Source organism: Nocardia sp. MDA0666 (assembly GCF_003023875.1).
GTDB lineage: Bacteria > Actinomycetota > Actinomycetes > Mycobacteriales > Mycobacteriaceae > Nocardia > Nocardia aobensis.
In genome coordinates, this window is record NZ_PYHT01000003.1 from 293,889 (window position 1) to 312,166 (window position 18,278).

16 protein-coding genes and 4 tRNA genes are annotated in these 18,278 nt (G+C 66.7%); 11 read left to right on the top strand and 9 right to left on the bottom strand.

The window, feature by feature from the left end; all coding sequences use genetic code 11:
• Nucleotides 1-187: 187 nt before the first annotated feature.
• Nucleotides 188-260 (bottom strand) — tRNA-Lys (locus tag C8258_RS07705).
• Between the two features lie 921 nt (nucleotides 261-1,181).
• Between C8258_RS07705 and C8258_RS07710 the strand changes: the two genes are divergently transcribed.
• The 8 genes from C8258_RS07710 to C8258_RS07745 all read left to right on the top strand — a co-directional run bounded on the left by C8258_RS07710 (nucleotide 1,182) and on the right by C8258_RS07745 (nucleotide 8,532).
• Nucleotides 1,182-1,847, top strand: coding sequence for a TetR/AcrR family transcriptional regulator (locus C8258_RS07710; RefSeq protein WP_030517458.1), 666 nt, complete (start codon nucleotides 1,182-1,184; stop codon nucleotides 1,845-1,847).
• 91 nt (nucleotides 1,848-1,938) lie between these two features.
• Nucleotides 1,939-2,011, top strand: a tRNA-Glu gene (locus tag C8258_RS07715).
• 28 nt (nucleotides 2,012-2,039) lie between these two features.
• Nucleotides 2,040-2,113, top strand: a tRNA-Asp gene (locus tag C8258_RS07720).
• 32 nt (nucleotides 2,114-2,145) lie between these two features.
• Nucleotides 2,146-2,219, top strand: a tRNA-Phe gene (locus C8258_RS07725).
• A gap of 198 nt (nucleotides 2,220-2,417) precedes the next feature.
• Entirely contained in the window at nucleotides 2,418-3,686 is a 1,269-nt protein-coding gene (locus C8258_RS07730) for a CdaR family transcriptional regulator (RefSeq protein ID WP_106954629.1), read from the top strand.
• A 155-nt stretch (nucleotides 3,687-3,841) separates the two neighbouring features.
• Nucleotides 3,842-5,287, top strand: coding sequence for a class I adenylate-forming enzyme family protein (locus C8258_RS07735; protein ID WP_106954544.1), 1,446 nt, complete (start codon nucleotides 3,842-3,844; stop codon nucleotides 5,285-5,287).
• A gap of 27 nt (nucleotides 5,288-5,314) precedes the next feature.
• Complete coding sequence (locus C8258_RS07740; protein ID WP_106954545.1) at nucleotides 5,315-7,117, top strand: DUF3556 domain-containing protein; 1,803 nt, start codon at nucleotides 5,315-5,317, stop codon at nucleotides 7,115-7,117.
• Entirely contained in the window at nucleotides 7,114-8,532 is a 1,419-nt protein-coding gene (locus C8258_RS07745; protein ID WP_106954546.1) for an NAD(P)/FAD-dependent oxidoreductase, read from the top strand. Before C8258_RS07740 ends, C8258_RS07745 begins: the two co-directional genes overlap by 4 nt.
• A 34-nt stretch (nucleotides 8,533-8,566) precedes the next feature.
• Here C8258_RS07745 and C8258_RS07750 read toward each other — a convergent pair whose 3' ends face one another.
• Nucleotides 8,567-9,262 (bottom strand): hypothetical protein, encoded by a 696-nt coding sequence (locus C8258_RS07750; RefSeq protein ID WP_233224931.1) that lies wholly within the window; start codon nucleotides 9,260-9,262, stop codon nucleotides 8,567-8,569.
• 115 nt (nucleotides 9,263-9,377) lie between these two features.
• On the opposite strand from C8258_RS07750, the gene C8258_RS07755 reads away from it, so the two are divergent.
• Entirely contained in the window at nucleotides 9,378-9,788 is a 411-nt protein-coding gene (locus C8258_RS07755) for a hypothetical protein (protein ID WP_369974722.1), read from the top strand.
• A gap of 12 nt (nucleotides 9,789-9,800) precedes the next feature.
• On the opposite strand, the gene C8258_RS07760 is transcribed toward C8258_RS07755, so the two are convergent.
• The 7 genes from C8258_RS07760 to C8258_RS07790 all read right to left on the bottom strand — a co-directional run bounded on the left by C8258_RS07760 (nucleotide 9,801) and on the right by C8258_RS07790 (nucleotide 17,068).
• Nucleotides 9,801-10,679: a DUF1295 domain-containing protein gene (locus C8258_RS07760; RefSeq protein ID WP_106954547.1), complete on the bottom strand. Its 879-nt coding sequence runs from the start codon at nucleotides 10,677-10,679 to the stop codon at nucleotides 9,801-9,803.
• A gap of 78 nt (nucleotides 10,680-10,757) precedes the next feature.
• The gene (locus tag C8258_RS07765) at nucleotides 10,758-11,420 is read right to left on the bottom strand and encodes a TetR/AcrR family transcriptional regulator (RefSeq protein WP_106954548.1); all 663 of its coding nucleotides are present in this window, start codon (nucleotides 11,418-11,420) and stop codon (nucleotides 10,758-10,760) included.
• Between the two features lie 73 nt (nucleotides 11,421-11,493).
• Nucleotides 11,494-12,642, bottom strand: a complete 1,149-nt coding sequence (locus C8258_RS07770; protein WP_106954549.1) for an acyl-CoA dehydrogenase family protein — start codon at nucleotides 12,640-12,642, stop codon at nucleotides 11,494-11,496.
• 11 nt (nucleotides 12,643-12,653) lie between these two features.
• Nucleotides 12,654-13,841, bottom strand: coding sequence for an acyl-CoA dehydrogenase (locus C8258_RS07775; RefSeq protein WP_106954550.1), 1,188 nt, complete (start codon nucleotides 13,839-13,841; stop codon nucleotides 12,654-12,656).
• The gene (locus C8258_RS07780; RefSeq protein WP_106954551.1) at nucleotides 13,838-15,481 is read right to left on the bottom strand and encodes a class I adenylate-forming enzyme family protein; all 1,644 of its coding nucleotides are present in this window, start codon (nucleotides 15,479-15,481) and stop codon (nucleotides 13,838-13,840) included. Before C8258_RS07780 ends, C8258_RS07775 begins: the two co-directional genes overlap by 4 nt.
• A 26-nt stretch (nucleotides 15,482-15,507) precedes the next feature.
• Nucleotides 15,508-16,242: an SDR family NAD(P)-dependent oxidoreductase gene (locus C8258_RS07785; RefSeq protein ID WP_106954552.1), complete on the bottom strand. Its 735-nt coding sequence runs from the start codon at nucleotides 16,240-16,242 to the stop codon at nucleotides 15,508-15,510.
• A 13-nt stretch (nucleotides 16,243-16,255) separates the two neighbouring features.
• Nucleotides 16,256-17,068 carry an enoyl-CoA hydratase/isomerase family protein gene (locus C8258_RS07790; protein ID WP_106954553.1) on the bottom strand — a complete coding sequence of 271 codons (813 nt, stop codon included), beginning with the start codon at nucleotides 17,066-17,068 and terminating at the stop codon, nucleotides 16,256-16,258.
• 200 nt (nucleotides 17,069-17,268) lie between these two features.
• On the opposite strand from C8258_RS07790, the gene C8258_RS07795 reads away from it, so the two are divergent.
• Together C8258_RS07795 and C8258_RS07800 are read left to right on the top strand one after the other, a co-directional pair.
• The gene (locus C8258_RS07795; protein ID WP_036497946.1) at nucleotides 17,269-17,448 is read left to right on the top strand and encodes a hypothetical protein; all 180 of its coding nucleotides are present in this window, start codon (nucleotides 17,269-17,271) and stop codon (nucleotides 17,446-17,448) included.
• Nucleotides 17,449-17,568: 120 nt separating this feature from the next.
• Nucleotides 17,569-18,270 carry a polyprenol monophosphomannose synthase gene (locus C8258_RS07800; RefSeq protein ID WP_036497947.1) on the top strand — a complete coding sequence of 234 codons (702 nt, stop codon included), beginning with the start codon at nucleotides 17,569-17,571 and terminating at the stop codon, nucleotides 18,268-18,270.
• Nucleotides 18,271-18,278: the final 8 nt, after the last annotated feature.

Here is an 18,278-nt window from a genome sequence, read left to right on the forward strand (position 1 = left end):
ATAAGGGTGTTCGGCACATGCCCCAACCGGTTGCGAGTGTAGGGGGGAGACCTGTGCGTCAACGGTGTATCGGCTGGGAGTCTCGAACGTTAGCCGAGTATCGGATTGCCCAGGTCCCGGGCACCCGCACTGGGGGACTACGCCGGAGACGGCGATGGGCCGGAGCTTGCACTCCGGCCCATCGGTGTGCCCCCACCAGGGCTCGAACCTGGGACCTGCGGATTAAAAGTCCGTAGCTCTACCAACTGAGCTATAGGGGCGCGGTCCGCAAGTCTAATGTTTCGCGCGCGGAAGTGGTAACCGGTATCCGTGTGACGGTGGGGCGGTGGGTATCTGCGCTGGTCGCGCGGCATTCGGCGGCGGGGTGGCGGCTTCCGGGAGCGGGATCGCCGCCGGCCATATCGGGGCAGCCCCCTGAACGCCGGGCCGCGCCCGCCTCGACGGTCCGAGGGTTCCGTATCCCGGCCTCGCCGGTGCCGGAGCGCCGGGGCGTCCCCGGATACCCGGCCGATTGCCGGGCAATCGCCTTGCTCAGCAATTTGTTTCAGCGCGGAAGTGTGGAAACATTGTTCAAACGTAGTGCGTGACAACATATTTGGTACGGGAGGTGATCGTGTCGGTGGATCCGCCCGGTGGCCGACCGCAGCGGCCGGGATGAGTCCCGGGTATCCACGGCGCCGGCCGGTGGTGGTGAACATTGCTGGGGCGCGCCGGAATTCGCATACCCGGGCGCTAACCGGGCATTTGCCGCAACCGGCTCCGGTTCCCGGTGAAGTGACTCCTCGGTACGTGGCGCGCTGCCCCGGGATTGGGGGTACGGTGATCGCTTGGTGAATTCCGGCGAATCCGGGAGATCTTCCGGCCGTTGGGATTCGGCCGAAGATTGTGGTGCCGGCACATCTCGCGACCGGCCGGGCCGGTCACGAGGTCGGAGGAGACGACGTCGCAGGAGGCGGATCCGAGACGAACAAAACGCCCGGGTGCGCACCCCCTGCGGCGCACCCGGACGTCGAAACTATACCAGCTGGTGTGTTTCAGGTATCCCTGCGAATTTTCGTACCGAAAGTCTGAAAGCCGGGCGTTAGCCCGGAATTAAGTATTTGAAAATCTAATAACTTCTCGTCGAGGACCGTCCCCTATCGGTTCCTCCGGCGGCAAGCAGCTTCGGAGGCGTTTCGAGCATGGCACGGCAGCAAGAGCGGGCCCGCCGGACACGGGCGGCGATCATCAGGTCCGCCGCCGTTGAATTCGGGAAGAGCGGCTATGCCGCGGCATCGCTGAATCGCATATTGGAGGGATCGCGCGCGACCAAGGGCGCGATGTACTTCCATTTCGATTCCAAGGAGGATCTGGCCCGGGCGGTGCTGGACGCTGCCGTCGAACGATATCGGGCGACCACCGAGAGGTGGCTGGCCAGAACGGATCTCGAGCCGCTGGACATCATGCACGGGATGATCGACGAGGTCGCGCTGCGCCTGGAGAACGACATCATCGCCCAGGCGGAGTTCCGGCTCGTGATCGAACCGGAGTTCTACCAGGACGCGCGAGCCGGCGGCAGCCGCATCGTCAGCCGGTCCGCGCGGCTGCTCGCGGTGCGCGCCGTCGACCGCAAACAGCTGCGCCTGGACACCGACCCGGACCGCTTCACCCGAACCCTGGCCGCCGCGCTGGCCGGCCAGCGCTACATCATCGATCTGCTCGGCGGCGGGGTCGATCTGCGCACCCGGTTCACCGAGGCGCTGGAGGTGATCATCGAGGCGATGGCGACTCAGGATTGGCTCGAGGAGTTCCGCCGGCACGGCTGGAAGGCCTCGGCACGCCTGGAAGATCTGAATCTGGGCCTCTGACCAGCCGATTTGGGAATAGCGCAGAGCCTGTCATAAGCTATGCGAGCTCCCAACGGAAGCCGTTGAGGTACGGACCGGAGAGATCCGGCGGGCCCCCTTCGTCTAGCGGCCTAGGACGCCGCCCTTTCAAGGCGGTAGCGCGGGTTCGAATCCCGTAGGGGGTACGGTGGCAACACCGTTGAGAGCATGCAAGGCCCTGTGGCGCAGTTGGTTAGCGCGCCGCCCTGTCACGGCGGAGGTCGCGGGTTCGAGTCCCGTCAGGGTCGCTTTGTTGTACGGCATTCGGTTCGGGTGCCCCGGCCAGGTAGCTCAGTTGGTACGAGCGTCCGCCTGAAAAGCGGAAGGTCGCCGGTTCGATCCCGGCCTTGGCCACTTTCAAATCCCCTCGACCTGCGGTCGGGGGGATTTTTCGTGTCCGGGATATCACCGAGCGTCAGGCGAGCCGGCTGCCGGGGCGCGATGTCTCTCGGCTCGCCGGGATGGATATGAACCGTTCGTTCGTCTCGGGGAGACGAAATCTGTGCGGAACGGGGGTGGGGTTGGGGTTGGGGGCCTACCGTCCGTGGTGTGGTGAAGGCGCGGGATGGTGACGTCGGGTCGGGCGAATATGTCGCTCGGATCGCCGCGCGGTTGAACGAGCAGGTGACCGGGGTCAGTTCGCTGATCAAGGATGCGCTCGAGCAGCTCATTCCGGAGTTGCGGGGGGATGCGCGGACGGTGGAGCTGCTGGGGGCGAGTGTCGAGGGGAATGTCGACACGATTCTGCATGCGCTGCGGCACGGGATCGCGGTGGAGCGGATCACCGCGCCGACCGCCGCGCTCGAATACGCCCGGCGGCTCGCGCAGCACGGGGTGCCGGTGAATGCGCTGGTGCGGGCATATCGGCTGGGGCAGCGGCGGTTGACCGAGCTGGTCTTCGCGGAGCTGCACGCCATCGATATGGAACCGACCACCCGGATCGCGGTGATCGAGGAGATCACCGATGTGCTGTTCGCCTATATCGACTGGATCTCACAGCAGGTTGTCGCGGTCTACGAGGAGGAGCGCGAACGGTGGCTGGAGAACCGAAACAGCGTGCGCGCCATGCGGGTCCGGGAGGTGCTGGCCCAGGACACCGCCGTCGACGTCGACGATGCCGCCGCCGCGATCCGGTATCCGCTGCGCCGGCATCACGTGGCGATGGTGCTCTGGTATCCGGACGCCGACTCCGACGGCGACGACCTGGCGCGGTTGCAGCGATTCGTCCGGGAACTCGCCGGTGCGGTCGATGTGGCTGCCGCCCCGCTGTTCGCCGCGGCCGACCGCACCAGCGGATGGGTCTGGCTGCCGTACACCTCGGATCCCGATGATCCGGCCGCGCGGATCCGCCGGTTCGCCGCCACCCGGCCGGACGCACCGCACATCGCGATCGGCGCCGTGGGGGTGGGAGTCGAGGGTTTCCGCCGCTCGCATCGTCAGGCCCAGCGGGCCCGCACGGTGGCGGCCCGGAGTGGGGCGGCGGACAAGGTCGTGGCGGCCACCGATCCGGGCTTGACCGCGGCCGCACTGCTCGGCGAGAACCCGGCGGCCGTCCGGGACTGGGTCGCCGACGTCCTCGGACCGCTGGCGACCGACACCGCGAGCGATGCCCGGCTGCGCGACACCCTGCGTGTGTTCCTGCGCACCGGATCCAGCTACAAGGCGGCGGCGCAGGAACTGGATCTGCACTACAACTCGGTGAAATACCGGGTGAGCCGGGCGGTCTCCCGGCGCGGGCGACCGATCGCCGGCGATCGGCTCGATGTGGAGATCGCGCTGCTGGTGTGCCAGTGGTACGGCACATCGGTGCTCATGCGCTGAGCCCGCGAACGCGCACCGGGCACCGCCGGCCGCACATTCTTTGTCTCGCGAAGACGACACTTCCGCAGTAATTCGTCCACACGCGACGGTGTGGTCCAGCTCACTAATTCCTACGGTTGACGTATTCGTTCGAGATCGAGGATTCAGGACCGTCCATGCACCTTTCCGAGTTACCCGACCTGCGCAGCCGGCACGACCCCGGCGGGCCCTGTGTGGCCGACGATGAGGTCGAGCTGACCAACGCCGAGTTCGCCGATGCGGTACGAGGCGCGGCCACTGCCCTTGCCGCGCACGGAGTTTCCTCCGGCGATGTCGTCGCGGTGATGTTGCCCAACACCGTGGCGCTGGTGGTATCCCTGTTCGCCGCGTGGCGTCTGGGCGCCGCGGTGACGCCGATCAATCCGTCGCTGGTTCCGGCCGAGGCCGGCTATCAGGTCGCCGATGCCGGGGCCGAGGTACTCGTCACCGATCGGCCGATGGATATCGGGGCCACGGTCCTCACCCCTGCCGAGCTCACCGCGCGACCGCCCGCCGATATCGCCCCCGAAACTCGCGACGATGCGCTGGCACTGCTCGTCTACACCAGCGGGACCACCGGCCGGCCCAAGGGCGTCATGCTCGATCACGCGAACCTGAACGCCATGTGCGCCATGGTGATCGGCGCCTTCGAACTCACGGCCGCCGACCACAGCCTGCTGGTGTTGCCGCTGTTCCATGTCAACGGCATCGTGGTGAGCACGCTGGCGCCGCTGCTCGCCGGTGGGCGCACCACGATCGCGGGACGGTTCAGCCCGAACGCGTTCTTCGACCGGTTGGAGCGCAGCCGCGCCACGTACTTCTCTGCGGTGCCGACCATCTACACGATGCTGGCCGATCTGCCGCCGGACGTCGCCCCCGATACCTCGGCGGTGCGGTTCGCGGTCTGCGGCGCCGCACCCGCCAGTGCCGAACTGCTGCTGAAGTTCGAAAATCGTTACGGCATACCGATCGTCGAGGGCTACGGCCTGTCCGAGGGCACCTGCGCGAGCGTCGTCAATCCGCTGCGTGGCCGCCGCAAGCCGGGCACGGTCGGTCTTCCGCTCCCCGGCCAGACGATCCGCATCGCCGACTCCGACGGCAATCCGGTCGCCGACGGTGCCGCGGGCGAGGTGCTGATCCAGGGACCGAATGTCATGCGCGGCTACCTGAATCGGCCGGAGGACACGGCCCGGACGATCATCGACGGCTGGCTGCACACCGGCGATATCGGCCGCATAGACGAGGACGGCTACCTCGTCCTGGTGGACCGCGCCAAGGACATGATCATCCGCGGCGGCGAGAACATCTATCCCAAGGAGATCGAGAGCGTCGTCTACCAGCTGCCCGAGGTCGCCGAGGCCGCGGTGGTCGGCCGGGCCAGCGAGCTCTACGGCGAGGAGCCGGTGCTGTTCCTCGCCCTGAACTCCGGCGCCACCCTCACCGCCGAACAGGTGCTCGCCCACACCCGGCGGAGTTTGTCGAAATACAAACTGCCGGTGGCGATCACCTTCCTCGACGACCTGCCCAAGAACGCCGTCGGCAAACTCGACAAACCGTCGTTGCGCCGCGCGCCCACCGCCTGATCCGCCCCACGAGAAGGAGATATTCCGATGGGATTCACGAAGCCGGATCTGCCGGCAGTCGATCCGGACACGTTCCTGCAGAAACCGCTGATGGAGCGCATGCGTATCCTCGGCGCCGATTGGGCCGAAAACGGCTTCGGCTCACCGAAGATGGTGCATTGCGTCTACATCCTCAAACTGATCGTGCTCTACGCCATCGGCGGAATCACGGTGGCCACACTGACTTCCGGCCTCCCGGCGTTCTGGCATGTCGCCGAATGGTGGAATCAGCCGATCGTCTATCAGAAGGCGGTCGTCTGGACGGTGCTGCTGGAGGTCATCGGTCTCGCCGGTTCGTGGGGGCCGTTGGCCGGCAAGGTGAAACCGATGACCGGTGGCATCCTGTTCTGGGCCCGCCCCGGCACGATCCGGCAACGCCCGTGGGCTTGGATGCCCGGCACCGGCGGTGACCGCCGCACCTGGTTAGACGTCACCCTGTATCTGGCCCTGCTGGCGAGTCTGGTGCTCGCGCTGGCTCTGCCCGGCGCGCACAGTGATTCGCTCGCGGCGGTTGTGCCGGACAACGCGTCCGGGCTCATCGCTCCCGCTGTGCTGCTCGCGCCGATCGTGCTGCTGATCCTCAACGGATTGCGCGACAAGGTCGTCTTCCTCGGCGCCCGCGGCGAGCAGTATCTGCCGGCGCTGATCGCGTTCACCGTGTTCCCGTTCGTGAACATGATCGTCGCGTTGAAACTGCTGATCGTGGTCGTCTGGGTGGGCGCCGGATTCTCCAAACTCGGCAAGCATTTCTCCAACGTGGTGCCGCCGATGGTGTCCAACAGTCCGTCGGTGCCGTTCAAATCGGTGAAACGCGCGCACTACAAGGACTTCCCGCGCGATATGCGTCCCTCCGGCATCGCGCATTTCATGGCCCACGTCAACGGCACCTGTGTGGAGATGCTGGTTCCGCTGGTGCTGCTGTTCTCCACGAACAAGTGGGTGACGCTGATCGCGGTGCTGATCATGGTGATCTTCCACCTCTTCATCGTGTCCACCTTCCCGCTGGCCGTGCCGCTGGAATGGAACGTGCTGTTCGCCTACGCCACCGTCTTCCTGTTCCTCGGCTTCCCGGCCTGGAACGGATACGCCGTGTGGGATATGTCGCCGGTATGGCTGGTCGTCCCGGTGGTCGCCGCGCTGCTGTTCTTCCCGGTGCTCGGCAATCTGCGGCCTGACAAGGTCTCGTTCCTGCCGTCGATGCGGCAGTACGCGGGCAACTGGGCCTCGGCGGTGTGGACGTTCACCCCGGGCGCCGAGGAGAAGCTGAACCGGGTGACCCGCTCGGCCGGCAATCAGATCGATCAGTTCATCGAATTCGGTTACGAACCGCAGTGGGCGGAGATCACCCTGCAGAAGACGATCGCCTGGCGCACCTTGCACAGCCAGGGCCGCGGCCTGTTCTCGCTGCTGATCGCGCGGCTGCCCGATATCGATTCGCGTACGGTCCGGGAGGGGGAGTTCCTGTGCAACTCGATCGTGGGGTTCAATTTCGGTGACGGCCACTTCCACGACGAGGAGATGATCCGCGCGGTGCAGGACGAGGCTCGCTTCGAACCCGGCGAATGTGTGGTCGCCTGGGTGGAATCGGAGGCGTTCGGCAGCGGCGTGCAGCACTACAAGCTGATCGACGCCGCGCTGGGCGTGATCGAACGCGGCACCTGGCGGGTCGCGGACGCGGTCGCCGAGCAGCCCTGGTTGCCGAACGGGCCGATTCCCCTGCAGCCGATCTGGACTCGTGCCGCCGCAGCGCGGATCGAACCCACGCAGGACGATTTCGGAGTGGTGGCGTGACAACCGCACTGGTGGTCGGCGGCGGGCCCAACGGGCTCGCCGCCGCCGTCGCCCTCGCCTCCGAAGGCGTCGAGGTCACCGTGCTCGAGGCGGCCGAGCGGATCGGCGGCGGCACGCGCAGCGGCGAGGCGATCGTTCCCGGTCTGCTGCACGACCACTGCTCGGCCATCCACCCGATGGCCGTCGGTTCCCCGTTCCTCACGAGCCTGGGCCTGGACCGCTACGGGCTCACCTGGCGGCTGGCCGAGATCGACTGTGTGCATCCGCTCGACGACGGCAGCGCCGGTGTGCTGTACCGCTCGGTCGAGCAGACCGCGGCCGCGCTCGGTCGCGACGGCTCGCGCTGGCGCCTGGCATTCGAACGCCCGGTGCGGCGATACGACGCGCTGAGCGAGGACATCATGCGCCCGCTGCTGCGCCTGCCGCACCATCCCCTGACGCTGGCCCGGTTCGGGATGCCGACGCTGTTACCCGGATCCACCTTTGCCCGGCTGTTCCGGACCGAGCAGGCGCGAGCGTTGTTCGGAGGTGTTGCGGCGCATGCCTTCCGGCCGTTGCATCAGCCGCTCACCTCGGCCATCGGACTCGGGATCTTCACGGCCGGGCATCGGCACGGCTGGGCGGTCGCCGCCGGCGGATCGCAGGCGATCAGCGATGCGATGGCGGCGCTGCTGGCGGAGCTGGGCGGAAAGATCGAGACCGGAGTGCGGATCGAGTCGGCAGCACAGCTGCCCCCCGCCGACATCACGATCTTCGATCTGGCACCCGATGCCGTCGGCCGCATTCTCGGGGACCGCCTGCCAGGCCGAGTCCGTAAGGCGTTCAGTCGCTTCCGTCGCGGCCCCGGTGCCTTCAAGGTGGATTTCGCGGTGGCGAACGGAGTGCCGTGGACCAATCCGCATGCCCGCCGTGCCGGAACCGTCCATCTCGCCGGGACCTACGGTGAGCTGGCCGCGACCGAACGCGAGATTCACGCCGGTCGCATGCCCGAGCGTCCGTTCGTCCTGGTCGGCCAGCAGTACCTGGCCGATCCGCAGCGCTCGGTGGGCGATGTGCACCCGGTGTGGAGTTATGCGCACGTCCCCAACGGCTTTACCGGCGACGCGACCGAGTTGATCATCGCGCAGATCGAGCGGTTCGCACCCGGTTTCCGGGAACGCATCGTGGGACAGGCGGTTCGCTCGACGACCGAGATGGCCGTCTACAACCCGAACTATGCCGGCGGCGACATCATGACCGGCGCCAAGGACATTCGCCAGCTGATGTTCGGACCGCGAACCACATTGTCTCCCTACAGCCTCGGCGTTCCCGGCATGTACATCTGTTCGGCGGCAACACCACCCGGGCCGGGAGCGCACGGAATGTGCGGCGCCAACGCGGCACAGCTCGCACTCGCCGAGTCGAGGCGCGGGTAGGGCCGAGGCACCTCGTTGCGCAAGCCCGGTCCGATCACTTCAATACGTTGACCGCCCGCGCGATGACCAGAGCCGCGGTGATCAGCGATAGCGCGGATTCGGCCATCATCAGCGTCTTGGCCCAGCGCGTCATCGGCATCACATCGGTGGGGCTGAAGGCGGTGGCGTTGGTGAACGACAGGTAGAGGTAGTCGAGGAATTCCGGTTCCCAGTCGGCGGGCGCCAGGTCGCGGTTCTGCATCTGGACGAACAGAAAGTCCGGGAGCGGTTCACGGGCGTGCGCCCGGGCGGCCGGCCCGCCGCGATCGAATTCCCAATACCAGAGCGCGAATACGGTGACGTTGGTCAGCCAGATCGCCGCGCCGGAACCGAGCAGCACCGGGGGATCGTTGCTGAGGGTGCCGTCGATGAGCCCGGCGACGAGCCGGAACACCGACCATGCGGTGGCGATCCCCAGCAGCGCCGACATCGCCAGACCACACCACCGCAGCCAGATCTCCTCCCGGTCGAGCCGCACCGGACTGCTCACCACCAGCACGATGAGCAGCAGTACCTCGAGCAGCGGCAGCAGCCAGATCGGCCGCAGCTGGAAATGCTGGGGCAGCAGCAGCTGCAGCACGATGATTCCCACCATCGCCGCCGTAGCCGCCCAGCGCGATTCGCCCGCGGTGCGCCGTTTCCACGCCGGGATCTCGTCGCCGTTGGAGCTGTCGTTTCCGGAGCCGCTCACCCGAGCAGTATTGCCCGCGCAGGGACGGCATGCACGCAGGAACGCGGGCCTGTCAGGGCGGGGGGGACCCTAAGATGGGGAACCAAGGCGCGTAGTCGGCTCGCAGGAGGGTTCGGTGACGACTGTGGTTCGCAAGATAGTTCTGGGCGGCGCGATTGCCGTGATGCTGGGCTCGGGCATCGGGGCGGCGGCCGCAGGGACGGTTCCGTTTCAGATCAACCCCGCGCCGTACGGTAATCCGAACGGCAGCGTCGATTCGCTACCCGCCCGCTGTGTGGCCATCACCGGTGCACGAGCGGGGGAAATCACGATCACCGGCGCGAAAGACCGTGGGTGGGGCTGCTATTCGGCGCCGGTGCGATGGCTGAACCTCGCCACCGGCGCATCCGGCGAAGCGCGTCTTTCCGACGGCCTCAACGGGATTCCGCAGGCCGTCACGGTCGCGACCGGGAGCGGACCCGTCGTCGCCATCGTTCTCACCGGCGGCGTGTACACGCCCGGCTTCGTCTCCGTGCAGGTGCCGTAACCGACGGTCGGCTCACAGCGCGCGGGGCCGCGGTGGCAGGGGTACGAAGGCCGAAACCCTGTGCACCACATCCCGATACGCGGGGCGCCGCTGGAGACTGCGCTGTTCCATCATCGGAATGCTGACACCGACGAACATCGCGACCATCGTCACCACACCCGCGAGAACCCACCAGCTACCTGGGGCTGCGGCCAGACCGAACAGGCCGAACGAGAGCCAGACGCCGCACTCACCGAAATAGTTCGGATGCCGCGACCACGCCCACACCCCGCGGTCCATGACCTGGCCGGGAGATTTGGTGGCGGCGAAGCGATGCATCTGCAGGTCGGCGACGGCTTCCAGCGCCACCGCGCCCGCACCGATCACGAACGCGACGACGTCGAGCACGCCCAACGGTTCGCCGGCGCGCGTCGCCACCACGTACACCGGGATCATCCCGGCGAACACCTGCAACGTCGGAAAGACGTGAATGCCGAACAGATCCGCGGCGAAGGCGAATCTGCCCGCGCGTTCGCGCACCATCGGATAGCGCCAATCCTCGTGGTGCATACCGGGAAATGTGGTCACCCAGTTGGCGGTGAGCCGCACCGCCCACACCAGCATGACGGCCATCATCAGCCACCAGCGCGCGGGATCGGACGGCTCGTCGCTGCGGATCCACCAGTAGAAGGCCAGCAGCGGTGGGATCACGCTCCAGTACGGGTCGTAGAAACTGGAATTCTCGTAGATCCGGCTGAATGCGAAGACCACGACCGTCGCGATCAGATCGGCGATCAGGCCGTCCAGCCACAGCTGTCCGGTGCCCGGACCCCACAGCAGCCACACCAGTGCCACCGCGACGGCGACCACGTAGGCGGTCGTCACTCGAATCAGGGAGCCCGTTCTGCTCATGTGCGCACTCTATGCATCGTGCGGCTGGGTGAGGACGCAGATGGCGCCGGTACGAGATAATGTGACCGACAAGAGGTTTCACTCCATGAGATGTCGATATTCGTCCGCGGCGCCGGGAGCGAGCAATGTGGGCAGCACGAACCGCACCTGTGCCCGGATGTATTGCTCGACGGTGTAGCGCGGCGCGAAATGCCAATGCTTGAGGGCCCAGGCGTGGGCGAGCATCATCAGGTTGAAGACGACGAGATCCGGATCGAGGTCGTTCATCAGCCGGGCCGCGATTCCCGCCTCGACGGCGGCCCGCAGCGGGGCCGAGGTTTCGACCTCGAGTTCCTTGATCCGTTCGCGGCCTTCGGGATCGAGGGTCCGGCTTTCCCGATAGGTCAGGACCACGGCGTCGAGGTTCTCGTCGACAATTTCCACATAGTGGCGGAAACCGGCGACGAGCCGTTCCACCGGATCGTCGCCGACCGCGTCCATGGCCGGATCCAATTCGTCGCGGAAGGCATCGAGGATGTCGACGATGGCCGCGAGCAGCAGGTCTTCCTTACCGCCGAAATACTTGTAGATGAGCCCGACGCTCACATCGGCCTGATCCGCGAGTGCCTGCATCGACATCTGATGAAAGCCCGTGGTCTGCATGACGGCGACGGCCGCGTTGAGGAGTTGGCGCCGGCGCGAACTGGTTCGCACCGCACGCACGGCCTCCTCGATTTCCATCGGTGCGGATCGCTTCGCCATCGGGCATACCCTTCCGTATCTGCGCAGTCGAATGAACGACGGTTCACTCAACTCTAGAGTGGTCCACCGAGAATCAGATGCCCAGCTCCTTCGCGATGATCGTCTTCATGATCTCGGTCGTGCCGCCGTAGATGCTCTGAATACGCGCGTCGACGAAGGCCCGCGACACCGCGTATTCGCGCATATAGCCGTAGCCGCCGTGCAGTTGCAGACAGCGGTCGGCCACCCGCATCTGCAATTCGGTGGTCCACCATTTCAGCCGCGCGGCGCGGGCCGCGGTGAGGCCGCCGGTGATGTGTTCGGCGAGGCAGTCGTCGAGGAAGGTCCGCGCGATATCGAGTTCGGTCGCCAACTCCGCGAGCACGAATTGTGTGTTCTGGAAGCTCGCGACCGAGGTGCCGAAGGCCTTGCGTTCGCGCACGTAGTCCAGGGTCTGCGCGAGCACGCCCTCGGCCGCCGCGACCGCGCCGACCGACAGCGACAGCCGCTCCTGCGGCAGATTCCGCACCAGCTGATAGAAGCCCTCGCCTTCCGCGCCGAGCCGATTCGCCACCGGCACCCGCATCTCGGTGAAGGTCAGTTCGCTGGTGTCCTGGGCGTGCAGGCCGATCTTCTCCAGGTTGCGGCCGCGGCCGAATCCCGGTGTGCCGGCCTCGACGACCAGCAGCGTGAGCCCCTTGTGCTTGTCCTCGCCGGTGCGGACCGCGACCACGAACAGATCACCGTTCTGCCCGTTGGAGATGAAGGTCTTACTGCCGTCGACCACGTAATACTCGCCGTCGCGGACGGCGGTGGTGCGAATGCCGGTGAGGTCGCTACCGGTACCCGGTTCGGTCATGGCGATGCCCAGGACGGTCTCGCCGGTGACGACGCCGGGCAGCCAGCGGGCCTTCTGTTCCTCGTCGGTGAGATCGGTCAGATAGGGCAGCACCACATCGTTCTGCAGGGAGAACGCGATACCCGCGGCGGCCGCACCCGCCCGCGTGATCTCCTCGATCACGATGGCGTGGTAGCGGAAATCCTCGACCCCCGGACCGCCGAAGCGCTCCGGGACCGGGAAGCCGAGCAGTCCGAGCTTGCCCGCCTCGGTGAACAACGATCGGTCCAGGCAGCCGGCCCGCTCCCAGCCCTCGTGGGCTGGTGCGACCGTCTGGCGAACGAAATCGTGCACCACGGAACGGAATTGGCGGTGTTCGGAGTCGTACTCCAGTCGTGCGTTCATGAGACCTCTTGTCAGCGGAAGGCGTTCTGGCCGGTGAAGGCCTGGCCGAGCACGAGTTGATGCATCTCCGGCGTTCCCTCGTAGGTGAGCACCGATTCGAGATTCACCATGTGCCGGATGATCGGATATTCGAGCGAAATCCCGTTGCCGCCGAGGATGGTTCGCGCGGTGCGGCAGATCTCGATCGCCTCGCGGGTGTTGTTGAGTTTGCCGAAACTCACCTGTTCGGGACGCAGTCCCACCGAATCCTTGAGCCGGCCCAGATGCAGTGAAAGCAGTTGGCCCTTGTGCAGTTCGACGGCCATATCGGTGAGTTTCGCCTGGGTCAGCTGGAATCCGGCGATCGGGCGGCCGAACTGGTGGCGCTGCATCGAATAATCGCGAGCCGCCTGCCAGGCCGAGCGCGCGGCACCCATCGAACCCCAGATGATGCCGTAGCGCGCCTCGGACAGACTCGACAGCGGCGCCTTCACACCCCGGCCCTCGGGCATCATCGCCTCGGCGGGCAGGCGCACATCGTCGAGGACCAGTTCGCTGGTGATCGAGGCGCGCAGCGACAACTTGTGCTTGATGGTGTGTGCGCTGAATCCCGGGGTGTCGGTGGGCACGATGAACCCGCGGATGCCCTCGTCGGTATCGGCCCACACCACCGCGACATCGGCGATCGAGCCGTTGGTAATCCACATCTTGCGGCCGTTGAGGATCCAGTCGTCGCCGTCGCGCTTGGCGCGGGTCTGCATGGCCGACGGATCGGAACCGACATCCGGTTCGGTGAGGCCGAAGCAGCCGATGATCTCGCCCGCGGCCATTCCCGGCAGCCACCGCTGCTTCTGTTCCTCCGAACCGTTGTTCCAGATGGAGAACATGGCCAGCGAGCCCTGGACCGAGACCAGGGAGCGGATACCGGAATCGCAGGCTTCGAGTTCCAGACAAGCCAGACCGTAGTGCACGGCCGAGGCGCCGCTGCATCCGTAACCCTCGAGATGCATGCCGAGTAGGCCGAGCCTGCCGAATTCGCGGGCCAGATCGCGCGCGCCGGGCAGATCGCCCGCTTCGAACCAGTCGGCGATATGCGGGGTGATGTGCTCGGCGCAGAAGCCGCGCACACTGTCGCGCACCGCCCGTTCGTCCTCGGTCAGCAGCGAATCGATGGCCAGCGGGTCGAGTGCGTCGAATGCGGGGGGACGTTTCGCGCTCATGCTGATTCCTTGTCCGGATAGGTGAACAGGCCGGCCGCGGCATCGTCGCGGGCCTGCTCGGTAAGTTTGTAGTGCAATTTCTTGCCGGTGGCCGACACCGGCAGCGAATCGACGAAGCGGTAGGCGCGTGGGCGTTTGAACGCCGAGAGCATGGGATGGGTGCGGCAGTGCCGGTCCAGTTCGGCCACGCCGACGCCGGGTTCGGCGGCGACCACATAGGCCACCACCACCTGCCCCCAGCGCTCGTCGGGTATGCCCACCACCAGGCAGTCGTCTACGCCGGGATGTTCGTTGAGCGCCTCCTCGACCTGGACGGGATGGACGTTCTCGCCACCGGAGAGCAGCATGTCGTCCTTCCGTCCGACGATGGTGACGAATTCCTGCTCGTCCCAGGTGGCGAGGTCACCGATATACAACCAGCCGCGGTGGAACTTGCGGGCCTCCTGTTCGGGCGAGTCGACGTAGGCGCCCGAGCCCTTCGGAGAGCGGACGATGACCTCGCCCACCTCCGTGCCGTCCTTGGCGACGGTCTCCTCCGGCTCGGCCAGCCGGTCGTCGAGGACCCGCACCACCGCCACGTCGTCATCGATGCACGCGCGCCCGGCGGTCCCGGCCATGGCCGGCAGATCGGTCGGCCGCAGGAAGGTGTTCCAGAAACCCTCGGTACTGCCGTATCCGTTGAAGATGTTGGGATTCAACACCTTCTGATACCGCAGCGCCGCCTCGCGTTCCAGCGGAGCGCCCATCGTGACGATGCCGCGCAGGCTCGACAGATCGCGGCGCCGAGCCTCCTGCGCGTGGGCGAGCATGGCCAGATTGGTCGGCGCGCCGATCAGGAAGGTCAGGCCGTAGCGCTGCACGTGGTCCAGGGTGGTGCCGGCGTCGAAGGCGCGCATCGGCACCAGGGACGAGCCCAGGTAGAACGTGGGATTCGGTCCGGCGCAATACAATCCGCCGCGGTGGAACCACGGGGTCATGTTCAGCGTCTTGTCCTCGGGTGACAGCGGGAAATGCATGACGACGTCGTGTGCGCTGAAGATCTCCACCAGACTGTTGAGCGGTACGCCCTTCGGCATCCCGGTGGTGCCGGAGGTGTAGAGGCGGGTGGTCTCGTCCCACACCGTGCGCTGCGCGTCGAGTGGCCGCGCCGTCGCCGCGGACAACTCGTCGAAGCGGACCGCGCCCGGTAGCGGCTCGCCCGGACCCGAAGCCACCAGCAGTTCGGGACGGAACGCGCTGCGCTCCAGCGCTTCTCGCACCATCGGCGTGAGATAGGTGTCGTAGACGAAGACGCGGGGACGGTTAGACGCGAGGATGTAGGACGTCTCACCGGCGGCGAGCCGGAAGTTCATCGGCGAGCCGACGGCACCGGCGGCCTGCGTCGCCAGATACAACTCGGCGAACTCGACGCCGTTGAAAAGCTGATATGCCACGACATCACCCGGCTCGACACCGGCGTCGGCGAGGCCGGTGGCCAACCGGTCGACCCGCTCGCCCAACTCGGCGTAGGTGACGGTGGTGCCGGTCGCCGGATCCTCGATCGCCGGGTGGTGGGCGTAGCGGTGGACGTTGCGCCGGAAACCGTTCAGATAGGTGAAATCGTGTTCGAAGTACTGCCGGTAGGCGTGGGCGTCGTACATCTGGTCCTCCGAAGTCGGCTCGGCGCTCAGCCGGCCATGGTGAGTCCGCCGCTGACGCTGAGCACCTGACCGGTGATGAACGAGGCGTCGGGGGAGGCGAAGAACAGGGCCGGGGCGGCGACCTCCTCCGGCCGGGCGAGGCGGCGGAACGGAATCGCCTTGATCAGAGCCTCTTTCAACTTCTCGTCCTGGGCCTGGAACAGCGGGGTGTCGGTCGGTCCGGGGCAGACGCAGTTCACGGTGATCGAATAGCGGGCCATCTCGCGCGCCAGCGATTTGGTCAGGGCGATCACGCCGCCTTTGGCACCGGCGTAGATGGTTTCGCCCGAGCTGCCCACGCGTCCGGCGTCGCTGGCCAGGTTGACCACCCGCCCGCCGCCGGCCTCCACCATGCCCGGCAGGAACGCGCTGCACATGTGCACGGGGCCCAGATAATTGATCGCGACCACCTTCTGCGCGAATTCCGGTGTGGCATTGAGGAATTTGTCGGTGCGATCCCAGCCGGCGGCGTTGACCAGGATGTTCGGCATCCCGACCTCGGCGTGCACCTGATCACGCAGGACCTGCACCTGGGCGGCATCGGCGACGTCGACCTTCATCGCGACGATGCGGTCGGACTGCTGTTCGGCGGTGCGCTTGGCGGCGTCGAGGTCCAGATCGGCGGCCACGACCCGATCGCCGCGGGCGGCCAGGGCCAGGGTGATCGCCCGGCCGATGCCCGATCCGGCTCCGGTGACTACCGCGATGGTGTTGTCGCTCATCGTATTCGGCTCCTCAGTTACCGGTGACCGCGCGGGCGGAGGGGAAGTTGGGGGCGCGCTTCTCGCGCAGAGCGGTATAGCCCTCGGTGACATCCGGGCCCATGAAGCAGAGCATTTCGTAGGCGGCGGACTGGTCGAAGATCGGACCGGCCTGCTTGAGCCAGTTGTTGAGCGCCTTCTTCGTCCACCGGATGGCCAGCTGGGAACCGCCCGCCAGTTTGTTCGCGACCGCCAGGGCGTCGTCGAGCACCCGGTCGCGCGGCACCGCGCTGGTGACCATGCCGATGCGTTCGGCCTCGGCGCCGACGACCATCTCCCCGGTCAGCAGGTAGTACTTGGCCTTGGCCATACCGGACAGCAGCGGCCAGAGGATCGCCGCGTGATCGCCGGCGGCCACGCCGAGCTTCACATGCCCGTCGCCGAGCTTGGCGTCCTCGGCACAGATCGAGATATCCGAGAGCAGGGCCACCACGAGCCCCGCGCCGACCGCGACACCGTTGATCGCGGCGACGACCGGCTTCTCGCAATTGATCATGTTGTAGACCAGGTCGCTCATCTCCTGCAGCATGTTCGCCACCCGCTCGTGGTTGCCGGCCATGCGCTCGACCATCGCCAGGTCACCGCCCGCGGAGAACGCCTTCCCGGCGCCGGTGATCACCGCGACCCGGGTTTCGGGATCGGCGGAGACATCCGTCCAGACCCGGGCCAGCTCGGCGTGCATCTGCTCGTCGGCGGCGTTGTATTTCTCCGGCCGATCGATGGTGATCAGCAGGATGCCGTCGTCCAGGCGTTTGAACGTGAGCTGCGAGTAGGTCGAGAAATCCATTGCGCTTCCTTCTGCTCCGACGAGTCGGCGAGCGGATCACCGCCGCGATGAGTGAACTGGCATTTCTTGTGAATGAACGTACATTCACTGTGCGGGTGTGTCAAGGGCCACAGCCGCCGTCCGGTCCCGGCCGAGGCAGTCCGACGTGCGGATTCGCCGGTTACCTGACAGGCCGGGCCCCGGATGCGACGATGATCGGCATGGGCGATTCCGACGATCAGTGGTACTACTGCCTCAAACATCACCGCGCCGAACAGGGCAAGCGGTGCTGGTTCGCCGATCGGATGGGGCCGTATCCGGATCGCGCCACCGCCGAGCGGGCGCTCGAGATCGTGCGCGAGCGCAATGCGCGCGAGGATGCCCGCGACGGGAGAGACTGAGCCGCTCGTGCCCTCTCAGGTGGGTGGGCTACGGTTCTCCAGAGCACGTCGTGCCCTGATCCGGGCGCGCGCAGTCAGGTCGAATCGAGTGGAGGGCGACTTGTGAAGGTGACCGTGGTGGTGCCGACCTACAACGAGCGGGAGAACCTGCCGGTGGCGGTGGAGCGGCTGACCGCACTACCGGTCGCCGATCTGCATGTTCTCGTCGTCGACGACAACTCCCCGGACGGCACCGGCGAGGTCGCCGACAAACTGGCCGCCGAACTGCCGTCGGTGGTGGGCGTGCTGCACCGCACCGAGAAGGACGGCCTCGGCCGCGCCTACATCGCCGGCATCACCGCGGCCCTCGACCAGGGCGCCGACGTGGTCATCCAGATGGACGCCGACCTCTCCCACCCGGCCGAGGTGATTCCGGCCATGCTGGAGAAGCTCGAGACCTCCGATGCCGGTGTGGTCCTGGGATCGCGCTACGTCGAGGGCGGCTCCACCGCGGCGGAGTGGAAGTGGTACCGCAAGGCGCTGTCGGCGTGGGCGAACTTCTACGTCAACGCGATCCTGCGGCTCGGCGTCAAGGACGCGACCGCGGGGTTCAAGGCGTGGAAGGCGGACACGCTGCGCGCCATCGATGTGGCCTCCATCCACAGCAACGGCTACTCGTTCCAGGTAGAGATGAACTACCGCACGATCAAGCAGGGCATCTCGATCGCCGAGGTGCCGATCCGCTTCGAGGAGCGCACCAAGGGCGCGTCGAAGATGAGCCTCAAGGTGCAGCTGGAATCGGCACTGATGCCGTGGAAGCTGCTGTTCGGCCGCCGCGTCTGACGGCTGAG